Origin of the sequence: Streptomyces sp. AB3(2024), from assembly GCF_041862025.1 — a bacterium.
GTDB lineage: Bacteria > Actinomycetota > Actinomycetes > Streptomycetales > Streptomycetaceae > Streptomyces.
Map to the genome: position 1 here is coordinate 15,336 of NZ_JBGWAB010000104.1, position 15,139 is coordinate 30,474.

General features: G+C 73.2%; 16 protein-coding genes and 1 tRNA gene. 10 read left to right on the plus strand and 7 right to left on the minus strand.

Features of this window, described 5'->3' with window-relative positions; all coding sequences use genetic code 11:
* Nucleotides 1-184: 184 nt before the first annotated feature.
* Nucleotides 185-1,057, plus strand: a complete 873-nt coding sequence (locus tag ACEPPI_RS30225) for a hypothetical protein (RefSeq protein ID WP_373918453.1) — start codon at nt 185-187, stop codon at nt 1,055-1,057.
* A 144-nt stretch (nt 1,058-1,201) separates the two neighbouring features.
* A tRNA-Ala gene (locus ACEPPI_RS30230) sits at nt 1,202-1,292 on the plus strand.
* Between the two features lie 192 nt (nt 1,293-1,484).
* Here the strand turns inward: ACEPPI_RS30230 and ACEPPI_RS30235 are convergent.
* The 5 genes from ACEPPI_RS30235 to ACEPPI_RS30255 form a co-directional block, all read right to left on the minus strand.
* On the minus strand, nt 1,485-1,697 hold the full coding sequence (locus ACEPPI_RS30235; protein ID WP_373918454.1) for a hypothetical protein: 213 nt from the start codon (nt 1,695-1,697) through the stop codon (nt 1,485-1,487).
* Entirely contained in the window at nt 1,694-2,101 is a 408-nt protein-coding gene (locus ACEPPI_RS30240) for a hypothetical protein (protein WP_373918455.1), read from the minus strand. The genes ACEPPI_RS30235 and ACEPPI_RS30240 overlap by 4 nt, the downstream gene beginning before the upstream one ends.
* A gap of 156 nt (nt 2,102-2,257) precedes the next feature.
* On the minus strand, nt 2,258-3,709 hold the full coding sequence (locus tag ACEPPI_RS30245) for a sensor histidine kinase (protein WP_373918456.1): 1,452 nt from the start codon (nt 3,707-3,709) through the stop codon (nt 2,258-2,260).
* Entirely contained in the window at nt 3,706-4,407 is a 702-nt protein-coding gene (locus ACEPPI_RS30250; RefSeq protein WP_373918457.1) for a response regulator transcription factor, read from the minus strand. The genes ACEPPI_RS30245 and ACEPPI_RS30250 overlap by 4 nt, the downstream gene beginning before the upstream one ends.
* A 334-nt stretch (nt 4,408-4,741) precedes the next feature.
* A complete protein-coding gene (locus tag ACEPPI_RS30255) occupies nt 4,742-5,377 on the minus strand; it encodes a TetR/AcrR family transcriptional regulator (RefSeq protein ID WP_373918458.1) in 636 nt (211 codons plus the stop codon).
* 88 nt (nt 5,378-5,465) lie between these two features.
* On the opposite strand from ACEPPI_RS30255, the gene ACEPPI_RS30260 reads away from it, so the two are divergent.
* The gene (locus ACEPPI_RS30260; protein ID WP_373918459.1) at nt 5,466-6,995 is read left to right on the plus strand and encodes an FAD-dependent monooxygenase; all 1,530 of its coding nucleotides are present in this window, start codon (nt 5,466-5,468) and stop codon (nt 6,993-6,995) included.
* Between the two features lie 208 nt (nt 6,996-7,203).
* On the opposite strand, the gene ACEPPI_RS30265 is transcribed toward ACEPPI_RS30260, so the two are convergent.
* Nucleotides 7,204-8,217 (minus strand): polysaccharide deacetylase family protein, encoded by a 1,014-nt coding sequence (locus ACEPPI_RS30265; RefSeq protein WP_373918460.1) that lies wholly within the window; start codon nt 8,215-8,217, stop codon nt 7,204-7,206.
* A gap of 211 nt (nt 8,218-8,428) precedes the next feature.
* Here ACEPPI_RS30265 and ACEPPI_RS30270 point away from each other — a divergent pair, with 211 nt between their 5' ends.
* The gene (locus ACEPPI_RS30270) at nt 8,429-10,054 is read left to right on the plus strand and encodes a putative glycoside hydrolase (RefSeq protein ID WP_373918461.1); all 1,626 of its coding nucleotides are present in this window, start codon (nt 8,429-8,431) and stop codon (nt 10,052-10,054) included.
* A 64-nt stretch (nt 10,055-10,118) separates the two neighbouring features.
* On the opposite strand, the gene ACEPPI_RS30275 is transcribed toward ACEPPI_RS30270, so the two are convergent.
* Nucleotides 10,119-10,907, minus strand: coding sequence for an SDR family NAD(P)-dependent oxidoreductase (locus tag ACEPPI_RS30275; RefSeq protein ID WP_373918462.1), 789 nt, complete (start codon nt 10,905-10,907; stop codon nt 10,119-10,121).
* Nucleotides 10,908-11,000: 93 nt separating this feature from the next.
* Between ACEPPI_RS30275 and ACEPPI_RS30280 the strand changes: the two genes are divergently transcribed.
* From ACEPPI_RS30280 to ACEPPI_RS30305, 6 genes are all read left to right on the plus strand, one after another.
* Nucleotides 11,001-11,597, plus strand: a complete 597-nt coding sequence (locus ACEPPI_RS30280) for a TetR/AcrR family transcriptional regulator (RefSeq protein ID WP_373918463.1) — start codon at nt 11,001-11,003, stop codon at nt 11,595-11,597.
* A 118-nt stretch (nt 11,598-11,715) separates the two neighbouring features.
* Nucleotides 11,716-12,303 (plus strand): hypothetical protein, encoded by a 588-nt coding sequence (locus ACEPPI_RS30285; RefSeq protein ID WP_373918464.1) that lies wholly within the window; start codon nt 11,716-11,718, stop codon nt 12,301-12,303.
* Nucleotides 12,304-12,426: 123 nt separating this feature from the next.
* Nucleotides 12,427-12,741: a VOC family protein gene (locus ACEPPI_RS30290; protein WP_373918465.1), complete on the plus strand. Its 315-nt coding sequence runs from the start codon at nt 12,427-12,429 to the stop codon at nt 12,739-12,741.
* A gap of 195 nt (nt 12,742-12,936) precedes the next feature.
* A complete protein-coding gene (locus ACEPPI_RS30295) occupies nt 12,937-14,058 on the plus strand; it encodes a hypothetical protein (protein WP_373918466.1) in 1,122 nt (373 codons plus the stop codon).
* A 147-nt stretch (nt 14,059-14,205) separates the two neighbouring features.
* Entirely contained in the window at nt 14,206-14,502 is a 297-nt protein-coding gene (locus ACEPPI_RS30300) for a hypothetical protein (protein ID WP_373918467.1), read from the plus strand.
* Nucleotides 14,503-14,574: 72 nt separating this feature from the next.
* Complete coding sequence (locus ACEPPI_RS30305) at nt 14,575-15,006, plus strand: HIT family protein (RefSeq protein ID WP_373918468.1); 432 nt, start codon at nt 14,575-14,577, stop codon at nt 15,004-15,006.
* Nucleotides 15,007-15,139 lie beyond the last annotated feature (133 nt).

The following is a 15,139-nucleotide window of genomic DNA, read 5'->3' on the forward strand; positions in this document are numbered from 1 at the left end:
GCCCGCCGTTCCGGAATGCCGGCCGAAGGCGCCCGCCCGTTGCGGCGCGGAGCCGGCAACAGTCGAGGGGGTAGCGGTCCGGACGGTGAATTGAACACGTTCAGCCCGGCTGGCAGAATGGATCCAACAGTCGGCCGGGCGGACGCGTTCGCTTCGTTTCGACGCGGTACGAGGGAGGGGTGCCGTGGATCAGGAGCGGTCGTACGGCCGGGTGCTGGTGGTCTCGGTACTGGTGGGCTGTCTGGAGGCCGCGCTCGCCCTCGTGGTGGTCCTCCTGTACGTCCGGACGCAACCCCCGCCGGACACCCCGGTCGACCGCTCCGCCCTGGCGGCGGGGCTGCTCTCGTTCAGCGCGGTCATCGGCGTGATCGCGTTCCTCCTGTCCGTGGTCTTCGTACTGCCGGCCGTGGGACTGGCCGATCTGATCGGCCGTCGGATCGGCGGACGCGAGGCGTGGTGGGTACCGGCGGTGGTGGCGGCCCTGGTGGCACCGCCGGTCGCGGCCTTCGCGACGTACGACCACGTGGAGGAGCGGAGCGCGCTCGTCTTCTGGGCGGTGGCCACGGCCGCGCTCTCGCTGGGCGCTCTGGTCGCCCGGATCCGGCGCCGGGGACTGGTCGGGCAAGTGGCCCTGTGGGGTTCGGCGGTGGTGGCGGGAACGGGCCTGCTCGGCGTCCTCGGCCTCGCCGCGGGCCTGCTGCCCGCCTACGAGCCGCCCGCGATCGGCCCGTCGGCCATGGCCGCCACCTGGGTCGACCACACGAGTGGGACGCTGGTCTTCACCCCGGACGGCCGGGTCACGGCCACCGGCGTCGGCGAACACGCCCCCGACGACCTGCCCAGCGGCCCGTCACGGAGCTGTTCGGGCTCCGGCACCTGGACGTACGAGCCCGGACGGGACGTCTGGACCCAAGAGGTCCGGGTCCGCGTCCCGGGGTGTTCCCGACCGGTGTGGAGCGTCGGCGGCACCGAACGGACGCCCCGTATCCACCGGCACGTCGGTCGCCCGGACTCCGGAAGGCTGTACCGGCTGCGGAAGGCCGTCGACGGCCCGTGACACCGGCACGGTCGCGCGGGTTCCGTCGGCAGGGTGCGCCGTGGGTGTGCCGCGGGGTGTCCGCCGGGCGTGTCAGCGCGGGGTCAGGGGCCGTGGTGCAATCTGGTTGTCGTGACCGGGAGGGTGACAGGGCCGGGTCACGAAGGAGAGGTGCCCGGAGTGGTTGATCGGGGACCGGCCGGCGGCCGTTCGGGTTCTTCTGGGATCCACGCAGGTTCGAATCCTGCCCTCTCCGCCGTCTGCGGGCACCGCGGGGCCACCCGGCCACCGGGGGCCCTTCGGCGTTCGGGGCCGTGCCGGGAGGGAGCCGTCGCGCGGCCCCGATCCGGGCCACCGAACCGGAGGCGCCCACCCGTACCGTCCCGAGGCCCTTCCCCCGTACGACGACGGCCCACCCGGGAATGCCGGGTGGGCCGTCGAGGCGGGGTCAGTTGTTCTGCGTGGCGTCCGTATCCGCCTGCGAGGCCGCGCTGTCGGCGGCGTCCAGCTTCGCCTGCATGTCCGCGGCCTGGCCGTCGCTGCCCGCCGACTGCTCCGCCTTCGGCTGGGCGGCCGTGCCGCCCCCACAGCCGGTCAGCAGCAGGACGGCGCCGGCGGCCAGGGCGGTGAATACGGCCGCACCGCGCCGGGCGGACCTCACTTGGACCCCTGCGCGGAGCACCAGGTGGAGACGGCCTTCAGGTCCTCCTGGCGCTTCTGCAGGGTCGGCACCAGGTTCTTGCGGACCGTCAGGCGGTCGTTGAGGTACGTGTGGATCTCGGTGTGGCCGGCGTTCTTCGCCTCGGTGACGCGCTGCTCCAGCCGGGCGACCGAGCCCGCGACGGTGGCGTCGCCGTTCAGCCGGGTGAGGGCGGCGCTGATCCGGGCCTCGGTCTTCGGCAGGCGCTTGCAGATCGACTTGGCGCCATCGCCCTTCGGCGCGGACTTCGCCGACGCGGCGGGGCTCGGCGAGGCGCTCTCGGCCTGCGCGGGGCCGGCGGACAGCAGTGCACCGGCCAGGGCGACGGCGCCGATCGCGGCGGCGGTCCTACGGTTCGCGAGCATGGTGGTAACCCCTTCGGTGCGACGGGCCGACGCGTGGGCGCGCCGACCGGGCATGACGCTAGGGAGCCTTTTTGTGGATTCCTTGTGACCGCCGGACCGGCCGCACCGCGCCGCTCCGGGAAGCCCCGGACCTCACCCGAACCCGCCCCGTGCCCATCAGTCGCCGCGGGAGATCCAGTCGCGCCGTGCGGGCAGCCGCACGGTCGGTTCGTCGTCCGAGACCAGCGGAAGCCGCACTTCGAAGCGCGCGCCCGTCCCGTCGGGTACCTCGCCGAGGCCGACCGTGCCCCGGTGCAGCGCGGCCTGCTGGGCCACCAGGGTGAGCCCGAGGCCGGAGCCCGGGCTGCCGGGCCGGTGGTGGAACCGGCCGAAGACGGCCTCGCGTTCGGCGGGCGGTACACCGGGCCCCTCGTCGTCCACCGTGAGCAGTGCGAAACCGCCCTGCGCGCGCAGCCGGACCGTGACCCGGGCCGGCTCGCCCGGCCGGTGACCGTGCACCACCGCGTTGCGCAGCAGATTGGCGAGCATGATCTTCAGACCGGAGTCCCAGCCGAAGATCCACAGCTCCGCCGGAAGCTCCACGTCCAGCACCAGGGCCGCCCCGCCGTGCCGGCGCGCCGCCTCGTCGGCAGCCGCGTCCACCAGCTCGCACAGGTCGAGCGGGGCGAAGGCGGAGACCTCCACGAGGTCGCCGAGCGCGAGCATCCGCAGCGCGCCGAGCAGTTCCAGCAGCCGTGCGTGGTCGCTCCGCAGGTCGCGCACCACCTCGGCCCGTTCACCGGGGGACAGGTCGGGGTGGGCCGCGAGCACGTCCAGGTCCGTCTGCATGCTCATCAGCGGCGTGCGCAGCTCGTGCGAGGCCGCGGACGAGAAGGACCGGGCGGTCTCCAGCGCCTGCGCGGTCCGCGCCGCCTGCTCGTCGTAGCGGGTGAGGAGCTGGCCGATGGCCGCGGACAGTTCGTCCACCTCGGCGATGTTCACCGGGGTACCGACGAAGGCGGCGGCCCCGGCCGCCGGGTCGAGTCCGGCGGCCCGCCGGCTCAGCCGCCGTACGGACGCGGTGGCGCGCCCCGCCAGTCCGTACGCGAGGAGCCCGGACACCGGGGCGGCCAGCAGGGCCACGAGCAGCACCCGCCGCCGTACGGCGGCCACCTGCGGGTCGGTGCTCGAAGCCGCCGTGTAGATCCACAGGTTTCCGGGCGCGGCGCCGGCCACCGGCACGCTCAGCACCCGCCAGGCATGGCCCTTGGCGCGGACCGTGACGGGGCCCTGAGGGGTCCGGTCGGGCAGCCGGACCGCCGCGTCGGGCTGCGGCCCGCCTTCCAGGACGGTCGCTCCGTCCGCGCCGCGCACCCGGATCCCCGCGTCCAGGACGTCACCGAGCACCTTGCGGTGCTGGTTCTGCTCCGCCTTCGGCCGCCCGTTGCGGTCGGCGGCCAGCAGGGCCCGTACGTCGGGCAGGACGGCCGAGGCCCGGTCCTGGAGCCGCGCGTCCTGTTGCTGGCGCAGGTCGCGGCTGACGAGCCCGAGCACCAGCAGACCCGCGGCCAGCACCAGCAACGGCATGACCACGGTGACCGAGAGCGCGATCCGGGTGGCGAGCTTCACGATCCGCTCCCCGCGCCGGGCCCGCGCAGCACGAACCCGACGCCGCGGACCGTGTGGATCAGCCGGGGGCGTCCGCCCTCTTCCAGCTTGCGGCGCAGGTAGCTGACGAAGGTGTCCACCGCGTCGGTGCGCACCTCGAAGTCGTAGCCCCACACCCGGTCCAGCAACTGGTCCCGGGTCAGCACGATGCCCGCGTTGCGCACCAGGGCGGCGAGCAGCTCGAACTCCCGCCGGGTGAGGTGGACCTCGGCCCCGCCGTGGCGGACCTGGCGGGTCGCCTGGTCCATCTCCAGCGGGCCGGCGCGCAGCACGTCCCGCTCGCTGCGCGCCGGGCTGCGCCGCAGCAGGGCGTGCAGGCGCAGCACCAGCTCCTCCAACGCGAAGGGCTTGACGAGGTAGTCGTCGGCGCCCGCCTGGAGACCGGCGACCCGGTCGGCCAGTTCGTCCAGGGCCGACAGCATCAGGACGGGGGTTTCGTCCCCGCGTGCGCGCAGGTTCCGGCACACCTCCGTACCGGTCAGCCCAGGCATGGACACGTCCAGGACGAGCACGTCGGGGGGCCGCGCGTCCACCTGGGCGAGAGCGCCGGGCCCGTCCTCGGCGAGGACCACGGTGAATCCGCTCAGCCGCAGTCCGCGCTCCAGCGAACGCCGGATGGCGGCGTCGTCGTCCGCCACGAGCACCACTGCCGTGTTCATGCTGCCTCCCGCACCGCCCCTGTCCGAACCGGGCCCGACCCTCTCACAGCCGCCCACGCCGACCGGACGCGGGCCCCGACCGGAAGCCCGCTTCCGGTCGCGTTCCGTTCCTGAGGGGTCGGCGGTGGTGGGGGAGCGGGGGCCGGGGTGGGCCGGTCGGGCATCGGTGTGTCCGCCGGTCCTGGCGCCAGGCGCGTAGCCCACTGCGGTGCGTGGCATTTCGGCCGGGCAGGGCGGGGCGGCGGGACGGCGGGGGCGGGTACGGGGGTCCGGCAGGCGGCGCGGCCGGCCGTGCGCGGCGGGCCGTGGGCCCGTGCGAGCACCTGCCCGGGTCTCAGGCGGGAAGGGCGTCGGCCAGGCCCGCGCCGAGGAGCAGGAAGGCCCGGTCGGCGGCGGCGACGGCCTCGGGGTACACGTCGTCGGCAGGGCGGCCCGCCTGCACCTGGCCGCTGTTGCGGTCGGCGAGGGTGCGCAGGACGGTGACGATCTGCACCGAGGCGAGCCGCGCGGTGAGCTCGTCGGCGCCGGCCTCCTCCAGTGCCTCGGCGAGGGCGGCGATGCTGCGCCCCGCGTACCGGAGCAGCCGCTCGCTGAGGCTCGCCGTCGTGCTGAGCAGCCGGGCGAAGGCCAGGGCGTCCGGGTCGGAGGTGAGGCCGGTGACGGGGTCCTGCCGGGCCAGGGCGTCGAGCTCGTGGGCGTGCAGGGCGGCCAGCGGGCTCGTACCGGCCGGGCGGGCGCGGACCACGCGTGCCGATTCGTCCTCGTGGTCGGCGAACTGCTGCAGGACGAGGTCTTCCTTGGTCGGGAAGTAGGTGAACAGCGTGCGCTTGGAGACTTCGGCGGCCTCGGCGATTTCCACGATCGACACGTCGTCGAAGCCGCGGCTCAGGAACAGTCGCAGCGCCGCTTCGAAGATCGTCTGCCGGGTGCGCTGTTTCTTGCGTTCCCGCAGCCCAAGTTGCTCAGTCATGCGCCCACGATAGCAATGGGGGTACCGAGGAGAAACTTGCACCTGGTATAGTTCTCTACCAAGTGAAGGAATCTTCCTGGGAGGCTCCATGAACGTGCAGGTCACCGGTGTCATCGTCGTCGGGGCCGGCGGCGCCGGACTCACGCTCGCCACCGAACTCGCCCTCGCCGGCGTACCGGCCGTCGTGCTGGACCGGCTGGCCGGCCGCAACCTCCAGTCCCGCGCCGGGGCGATCCAGCCCCGGACCGCCGAGATGCTCGCGCTGCGCGGTCTGCTGGACGACGCGCTGGGACGCTCGATCGACTACCGGCTCGTCGGAGGCCACTTCGCCGGCCTACCCGTCCCGCTGGACTGCGCGGCGTGGGACACCCGCTATCCGCACCCGGTCCTGCTCCCGCAGGACCAGCTGGAGGCGGTGCTGGAGGACCGGCTCACCGGGCTCGGCGGTCGGGTGCTCAGGGAGCACCGGCTGACCGGCCTGGACCAGGACGCCGACGGCGTCACGATCTCCGTGACCGGGCCGGGCGGGGACCTGTCCCTGCGGGGCCGCTACCTCGTCGCGTGCGACGGCGCCCACAGCAGCGTGCGCAAGATCATCGGAGCCGATTTCCCCGGCGAGGCCGCCACCGTCCGCATGGGCACCGCCGATCTGCTGCTCACCGGGGACGTGGACGACAGCTCCGCCGGACACATCAGCTCGCGGATCCACACCACGCCCGAGGGCCACTTCGCCATGATCACGCCCCTGGCGAACGGACTCCACAAGCTCATCTTCAGCGGCCCCCGGACCATGCTGGCCGAGCGCGACGCCCCGGTGACGGCCGAGGAGGTCCGCGAGGTGCTGCGCGCCACCCACGGCGGGGCGCTCGATGTCGCCGAGATCCGCTACTCCTCCCGGTTCAGCAACGCCAGCAGGCAGCTGGAGCACTACCGCCACGGTCGCGTGTTCTTCGCCGGTGACTCCGCGCACTTCCACTCCCCGGCCGGAGGCCAGGGGCTCAACCTCGGCGTGCAGGACGCGTTCAACCTCGGCTGGAAGCTCGCCGCCGTCCTGCGCGGCGATGCGGGCGAGGAGTTGCTGGACACCTACCAGAGCGAGCGGCACCCCGTCGCCGCGCGGGTGCTCGCCCTCACCCGGGCACAGGGGGTGATCATGGGGCCGCAGCGCGACGGCGGACTGGGCGAGCTGCGCGACGTGCTCACCGACCTCCTCCGCCTGCCCGACGCCAACCGGTACATGGCCGGTGTGATGGCCGGGCTCGACCTCTGCCTCCCGTCTCCCGACGCCTCGGCCCATTCGCTGCTGGGCCTGCGGATGCCCGACCTCGACCTCGTCGTCGACGGCGAGCGGGTCCGGTTCAGTGACCTGACGCGCTCCGGACGCGGCGTCCTGCTCAACCTCACCGACGCCCCTCTCGCCGTCGCGGCCCCCTGGAGCGACCGGGTCACCCACGTGCGTGCCCGGGCGGAATCCGGCGAGACGGACGCCGAGGCCATACTCGTCCGCCCGGACGGCTACGTCTGCTGGGCCGGAGGTGCCGGTCTCGCCGAGACGCTCACCCGTTGGTTCGGTCCCGGCGACCTCGCGGCGGAGGGGATCGCGGGGGAATCCGGGTGAGGGCCGGCGAGCGGTTCGACATGGTGGCGGTGAAGCGTTACCGCCACGACGGAATCGTCACCCACGTAGGCGTGGGCTCGCTCGCCGATCACGACCGGGACGGGTGAACGCCGTGTGCATGTGCGGTGTTCGGGGAAATCCCCGCGCACCCGTGACCGCACCCGTGACCGCACCGGCGACCGCCCCGGCGGTGCTCCGCGCCAACCGTTCAGTACGGCCGGGCCCGCTTCGCGAAGGCCGGCGACAGCTCGTTCTGCGCGGCGCGCGGGAAGGCGACGGTGTCGGGGTTCCCGTCCGATACGTACCGGTTCTTCCCGGCGGCGAGCTTGTCCAGCCAGCGCGAAGAACCGAATTCGGCATCCTCGTCCTTCGGCCCCGCCGAGCGGATCCGGGGGATCGCGCCGGGTGTGAAGGCCTTGGTGAAGGGCGAGACCGACGGGTTGGCCCCCACGAGATACACCCCGTCGTAGCGGTAGCCCGTTCCCTGCACGGCCACCCCGGCCGGTTCGGGCATGGCGCCGAAGGGCAGGGCGAGCGAGGTGACCCGGGTCCCGGGCGCGGCCTTCTCGATCGCCTGCTGGCCGGCCGAGATCGCCCTCGCGGCGCCCGCCTGGTCCAGGGAGCGCAGGTTCTCGTGACGGTCGGTGTGGTTGGCGACCTCGTACCCGTGCGCCTTCAGCCAGGTCAGGGCCTTGGCGGAGCCCGTGGCCGAGAAGGCGTCCGCGTTGACGAAGAAGGTCGCCACCGGCTTGAACGCGGGGTACTTCTTCGCCGTCTCCGCCAGGATGGCGACGGCGGTATCCGGGGCCGGGGTGCCGTCCGCGCCGAGCCGCACCTGACTGTTGGTCGAGTCGTCGAACGTGAGGACCACCGGGTGGGTGCCGGCCGGGATGTCGATGCGCCCCGTCTGGAAGTCACCAGCCGTCACCGGCACGTAGTCCTCCCGTGCGAGGCGCTCCAGTTCGGCCCGGAAGTCGGCCGGTGTGCGGTCGTAGACGCTGGCCGGCTTCGCGGTGAGCTGGTGGTACATCAGCACCGGAACCTGGCCGAGTTCGTTGGCGCCGACCTCCGCCGGGCCCTTCGCGGCGACGGGGCCGACCGCCGCCTGCGAGGCGGTCGTACGGGGTTGCCCGGTGGCAGGTGACGGCCCCGTGGAACATCCGGTGGCGAGCAGGGCGGCGGCGCCTGCCAGGGCGCCGAGTGGGACGAGCGGGTGGCGCATCAGGAGCCTTTCCGAGGTGGAGGTGTCGCGCCATACCTACCGGCAAAGGGAGCCCCGGTACCGCACTGTCCCCTGCATGGCGTAGCCGCCACGCCGCAGACGATCCGGGCCGTTCGTGTGAAATATCGGCGGAACCAGTCGACCGGCACGCGCAGCGGCAATGAATGGAGTCAGCATCCGGCCCGCACCCCCCGCCACGAAGGACGTCACGATGCCCCGCACCCGCATACCGCGCTCCGGCTCCTCCCGCCGTCTCCGCCGCCCGGCCCGCCGCGGCGCCCTCATAGCGACGACCGGGGCGCTCGCTCTGGCCGGGGCGGGCGTCGGAGCCTGGACGTTCCTCGCACCGGGTCCCAACATCCAGGGAGTGAGCGACGGCGCCGTCCTCGACGCACGCGCGGCCGCACAGGTCAGCGCCTATCTCGCCGCAGGTGCGCCCGGCGGCGGAAACAAGCCGCACGCCACCCTGGACGGCGCGGCGGTCCCCCTCACCGCCGAAGGCGCCCGCCTGAAGATCGGCCTCCCGCAGCTCAAGGAAGGCCCGCACACCCTGGTGGTGGCGGGCGGCAGCAGCCTCCCCTTCGCCTCGTACCGCAAGGTCGTGGGCTTCAGCGTGGACACCACCCCGCCGGAGCTCAAGGTGGCCGACCCCGTGATCAAGAACGCCACCGCCCCGGTGACCATCACCGGCAACGCCTCCGGTGACGCCGACGTGAGCGTCAACGGCAAGAAGGTCCCCGTAGACAAGGCCGGTGCGTTCAAGGCCACGGTCCCCAAGGGCACGCCGCTGGTCACGGTCAAGGCCGTGGACCGCGCCGGAAACACCACCACCAAGGACGTGTCCGCCCGGGGGCGCCGCCCCATGATCCGTGCCGCGCACATCACGGCCATCGGCTGGGGCGACGACGGGCTCCGCGGCGGCATCCTCGCCCTGGTCCGCAGCGGCAAGCTCAACGCCGTCGAGCTGGACGTCAAGGACGAGGACGGCGAGGTCGGGTACGCGTCCCAGGTGCCGCTGGCCCGCCGGATCGGTGCGGCCAAGGGCTACTACGACGCCCGCAAGGCGATCGCCGAGATCCACGCCGCCGGCGCCCAGGTCATCGGCCGCATCGTGGCCTTCCGCGACCCCAAGCTCGCCGCGGCCGCCTGGAAGGCCGGCGACCAGGACCAGCTCGTGCTGACCCCGTCGGGGCAGCCCTACGACGGCGGCCACTACGGCGCCCTGTCCTTCACGAACTTCGCCAACCCGACGGTCCGCAAGTACAACCAGGACCTCGCCGTCGAAGCGGCCCTGCTCGGCTTCGACGACGTCCTCTACGACTACGTGCGCCGGCCGGACGGCCCGCTGTCGCACATGCGCTTCCCGGGCATCGGCACCGCCACGCCCGAGCAGTCCATCACCTCGTTCGTCGCCGACACCCGGACCGCACTGCGTCCCCACGCCAAGTACCTCGGCGTCTCGGTCTTCGGCATCGCCGCGACCCGGCCCACCGAGATCGCACAGGACATCGGCGCCCTGGTCAAGGTGACCGACTACGTCGCGCCGATGGTCTACCCGTCCCACTGGGCGCCGGGGGAGTACGGCGTCGCGCAGCCCGACACCTCCCCGTATGCGATCGTGCAGCGTTCGCTCGCCGACTTCGCCCGCCAGGCGAAGGGCACGCAGACCGAAATCGTCCCGTGGCTGCAGGACTTCTCGATGGGCAGCACCTACGGGCCGGCCGAGGTGGCGGCACAGATCAAGGCCGCCGAAGCCAACAAGATGAGCTCCTTCATCCTCTGGAACGCCGGCGCCCGCTACCAGGGCGCGGCACTCCAGCAGATCGCCAAGCGCTGACAGGGCCCGGCCGACGGCCGGGCAGAAGGCGGGTCCCCGGCCCCGGGGGCCCGCCGAAGCGCGTTCAGGCCTTGAGGATCCGCCCCGACACCGCCAGCGTGACGCGCCGCGGCGTGAGGGCGGAGGCGAGGGCGGAAACGCGGTTGGCGAGCCCGGCGACGATGCTGGGCGGGGTCTTGCCGCGCTCCAGCGCGCGGCGCGTGGCGGTCACGACCTGCTCCGGGGTGGCCATCCGCCCGACGGCCGCGTCGCGGCTGCCGACGACGTCGAAGAACTCCGTACTGACCGGACCCGGCGATACGGCGAGCACCCGCAGCGGAGAGGAACGGGTCTCGTAGCCGACGGCCTCGGTGAAGCTCAGGACGAAGGCCTTGGTGGCGCCGTAGACCGCCATCGCCGGGGTCGGCTGGTACGCCGCCGCGCTCGCGACGGTGACCAGCGCGCCCCGGCCGTCGGCCGCGAGATCGGGGAGGAAGGCCCGGGTGAGCTCGGTGACGGCCACGACGTTCAGCTGGATCATCTCGTTGATCTGCGCGAGGTCCTGCCGGACGAAGGGGCCGTGGCTGCCGAACCCGGCGTTGTTGACGAGGGTGTGGACCGTGATCCCGCGGGCGTCGAGCTCCGCACGCAGTGCGGCCGCGGCACCGGGGCGGGCGAGGTCGGCGGCGACCGCGTGGGCCGTGACGCCGTAGCGCTTCTCCAGATCCGCTGCGAGCCCTTCCAGCCGGTCGAGGCGGCGGGCCACGAGTACGAGGTCCGCTCCGCGCTCGGCCCACTGGCGGGCGAACTCGACACCGAGACCGGCACTTGCCCCGGTGATCAGGGCCACGGTTCCCTGGTATGTCATAGGCATCGTCGGCTGCTCCGTTTCCACATGTTGTCGGTCTCGAATGTAGGCGGCGCCACCATTGTAGTCAATGACAACATCAGGAGAGGGGAGCCCGCCTTGACCGAGGGGCCCTACCACCACGGCAACCTCAGGGCCGCTCTGCTGGAGCGCGCGGAGACCGTCCTCACCGAGTCGGGCGCGGACGGCCTGTCCCTGCGTGCCCTGGCACGCGATCTCGGCGTGAGTCACGCCGCGCCGTCCCGCCACTTCCGCGACCGGCAGGCACTGCTGGACGCCCTCGCCGTCAGCGGCTTCACCCGGCTGAACGAGCGCCTGCGCACCGCCGCGGAGGCGCCCGGGCCGGTGCCGGCGCGCATGGCCGGCCTGGGACGGGCGTACGTGGAATTCGCCGTCGCCCACGCACCCCTGCTGGACCTCATGTTCAGTGCCAAGCACGCCGACGACTCCAGTGCCGAACTCAGGGAGCTCGGACACCGCAGCCTCGACACGACCGCCGGGCTCATCGCGCAGGCGCAGGCGGAGGGCACCGTCCGCGCGGGCGACCCGGCCCGGCTCGCCCAGGTCGCCTTCTCCACGGTGCACGGCCTGGCCACACTGGCCCTGGGCTCCCTGCTCGACGACACCCCACTGGCGGAGGCCACCGACCTGGCCCTGGACGTACTGCTGACCGGCCTGCGCCACCCCGACCGCTAGTGGGTGTCGGGGCGTTCGACGAAGGCGCGGGCAGCGGCGGCCCGCTCGCGGGGCCTCCACGGCCGCCGCGGGCTGACGACCGCGACGGGATGTCAGTGCGGCTCTGTACCGTCCCGCCATGGGCATCTACCTGGTCAGCGTCGGCGCGGAGGAGTGGTTCGGTGAGGAAGAGGGGGATCGGGGGGCCGTCGCCTCGGCCCTGAACCGGGAGCTGAAGCAGCGCGGGCTGCCGCCCTACCTGTCCGTACCCGAGGAAGCCGCGCTCGTCCGCGGCCCCGGGCAGTCCTTCGAGGAGAAACTCGTCCCCTCCATGGCCGGGTTCGGTGAGCTGTGCGAGGCACACCTCTCGCCCGAGGAGGCGGAGTTCCTCTGTGGCTGGACGGTGCTGGTGCCGGTGCCCCTCGGCGAGGCCATCCGGCTGCCCGTGGACGCCGGGCGCGAGGATGAGTCCGTGATCGCCGGCGCGCCCCGGGTACTGGCCCTCGCCGAGCGGCTGGCAGCGGCCATCGGCCTCCCGGCCGACATCCCGGTGGGGTGCGACAACCTCGATCTGACCGCGTGGTTCCTGGACGGAGCGGCGAAAGAACCGGCAGCCATCCGGCCAGGGCCATGGAAGGAGGACCTGGGAACGGCCTTCTACGTCGCCCTGTTCCTGCGCGCCGCCCAGCACTCGATCCGGCGCGGCTGCCCCATGGTCTACTCCTGAGGGGAGTCGCGGGAGACTCGCTCTCGCGGCGGAGGTCCCGGTCCGTGCACGGACTCCAGCCCCCGGCGGGGCGGCACGATCCGCATCCGGGAGGGACGACACCCGGCTCAGGGAAGGGAACAGATGCTCAAGCTGACCACGGACCTCCTCGTGATCTACACGACCCGGCTGGAGGCGTGCCGGGACTTCTACGCCGGGCTCGGCCTCGACCTCGTACCGGAGCGGCACGGCAACGGGCCGGACCACTACGCCGCGACCCTCGCCGACGGAGGCGTCCTGGAGCTCTACCCGGCCACGCGCCGACCGGAGACGGGATATCTGCGCCTCGGGCTGACGGCGCAGGCGAGCGGTTCCCCGGCCCGGGAGCCCGGCCGGCACACGCTGACGGACCCGGACGGCCGGACCGTCGTCCTGACGATCCCGCAGCGAAGCACCTGACCGACGTACGGCCCGCGCGCGAAGCCCTGCGCCGAGTCCCTCGGGGACGCCGCCTCGGGGCGCGGGCAGCCGTTCCGGTACGGCAGCCGGGCGGTTCGGGGCCGACCCGCGCGTGCGATGGGGCCGGCACGGTACGGAAGCTGATATCCCGTCACCTGTCGCCCGCCTGCCGTCCACCGAGAGGGACCCCGGTCCATGCCGTACCCGCTGATGCTCCGACGACGCTTGCACAGGCTGCTCACCGCCTCCCTCGGCGCGCTGCTCGCCGTCGCCGCCACCACCGCCCCGGCACGGGCAGACGTGGGGAACCTGGCGGAGTACCCGATCACGACCCCCGACAGCTTCCCCGCCGGCATCACGACGGGCCCCGACCGGGCCCTGTGGTTCGCCGAGTCCGGGGTCAACCGGATCGGGCGCATCACGACCGGCGGCGCCGTCACCGAATACCCGCTGCCGAACGCCGACAGCGTCCCCCAGAACATCACCCAGGGCCCCGACCATGCCCTGTGGTTCACCGAATACACCGGCAACAAGATCGGCCGGATCACAACGAAGGGCCAGGTCACCGAGTTCCCGCTGCCCGGACCGGGCCGCTCCCCCCTCGGGATCGCGCTCGGCGCCGACCGTGCGCTGTGGTTCACCGAGTCGGGAACGAACGCGATCGGACGGATCACGGTCGACGGCACGGTGACCGAGTACGCCCTCCCCACGGCGGACGGCTTCCCGTACTACATCGCCCCCGCCCCCGACGGCTCCCTGTGGTTCACCGAGCTGCTCTCCGGCAAGATCGGCCGGATCAGCCGGGCCGGGCACGTCACCGAGTACCCGCTGTCCAGCGACTTCTCGTTCCCCAGCGGCATCGCGGCCGGACCCGGCGGGGTGTGGTTCACCGCGAGCGGGCTGAACTCGGTCGGACGCATCACCCCGCGCGGTGACATCACACTCTTCCCGATGCCCGTCCCCGACTACCAGGTCTACGACATCACCCGCGGTCCGGACGGACACATGTGGTACGCCGTGCAGTCCGGCCGCATCGGCCGGATCAGCGGGAGCGGTGCGATCACCGAGTTCGAAGTCCCGGGAGGCGCGGACAAGCTGCCCTTCAACATCACGACCGGGCCCGACCGGAACATCTGGTTCACCGAGCTGCTGGCCGGTGCCGTCGGCCGTGTCCAGGCCCTTCCGGGCCGCGGGGCCGGGACACCGCCGCCCCACCCGGCGCCCGCCGGCCACCCCCACCACCCCGTCCATCCGGCACCCGCGGACCACCGCCCCCTCCACCTCGTGCCCGGCCGGACCGGCCGGCCCCTCCGGTGACCCCCTCCGGCCCGGCGGGATCCGGGGGAGGCGCGGGCCTGACCGGCGCTGCGGCAGCAGTGCCCAGCTCACGCTCATCCCTCGCTCAGGCCACACGCCCCGCTCCGTGCGCAGCGCGTTGAGCTTCCGCGAGGCTTTCAGGAACGTGTGGCCGACCAGCGCGTCCTGGACCATCGAGGTGCGGGAAGCCTTGTCCATGGTCAGCCGCCGCTCGAAGCCGCCGGGGTCGTCACCGAATTCGTCCTCGACGGCGAAGCCGTCACCGTCAGCCGCTACGCCGTCCACGGACGCCTCGACCCGGCGCCGCTGGACGCCGAAAGCCGCGCCTTCGGCCGTACGGTCCTCGACGCGACGGCCGCCGGTCTGCTCAGCGCGGTGTGCCTGGACATCGGCCGGCTCGCAGACGGCGGCCGAGGGGTAGGTCCTGTCCGAAGGATCATGTGAGCGTCCCCCAGCGCGCCCGGGTGGCAGGTCGGCCCTCGGACCTGGTGCGGGCCTGTGTCAGGGTGGGGCCGTATGGACTGCGTTTTCTGCCGACTCATCAGCCGAGGCACCGCGCACTGGGTGGCCCGCGAGGCCGAGAGCTGTGCCTTCACCCCGCTGAACCCGCTCGCGCCGGGTCACACGCTGGTGGTTCCCACCCGCCACCACACGGGCGTGTTCGACACGCCTCCCGACGTGCTGACCGCGTCGATGGCCCTGGTCCAACGCGTGGCGACAGCCATGCGGACCGTCCTCGGCGCTTCGGGCGTCAACATCCTGAGCGCCAGCGGTCCGGGGTCGGAGCAGTCCGTGCCGCACCTGCACTTCCACGTCGTTCCGCGGTGGGTGGACGACGGTATCTCCACGTGGCCGACAGGGCAGTCCCGGCACCGCCTCACCGGCGATCCGGGCGCACAGCTGGCCGATGCCCTCAGTCGAAACCAAGCGCTCCACCACACGGGTTGAGCCGAAACCCACAGCTCACCGGCAGACTCACACCCGCTGTGCCCCGGTCGGGGACTCGTTGCGGGGGGGGGGCGCCCCCCCCCCCCCCCCCCCCCGCCCCCCCCCCCCAAAAAACGCTCCGCGGCCCCCCGCC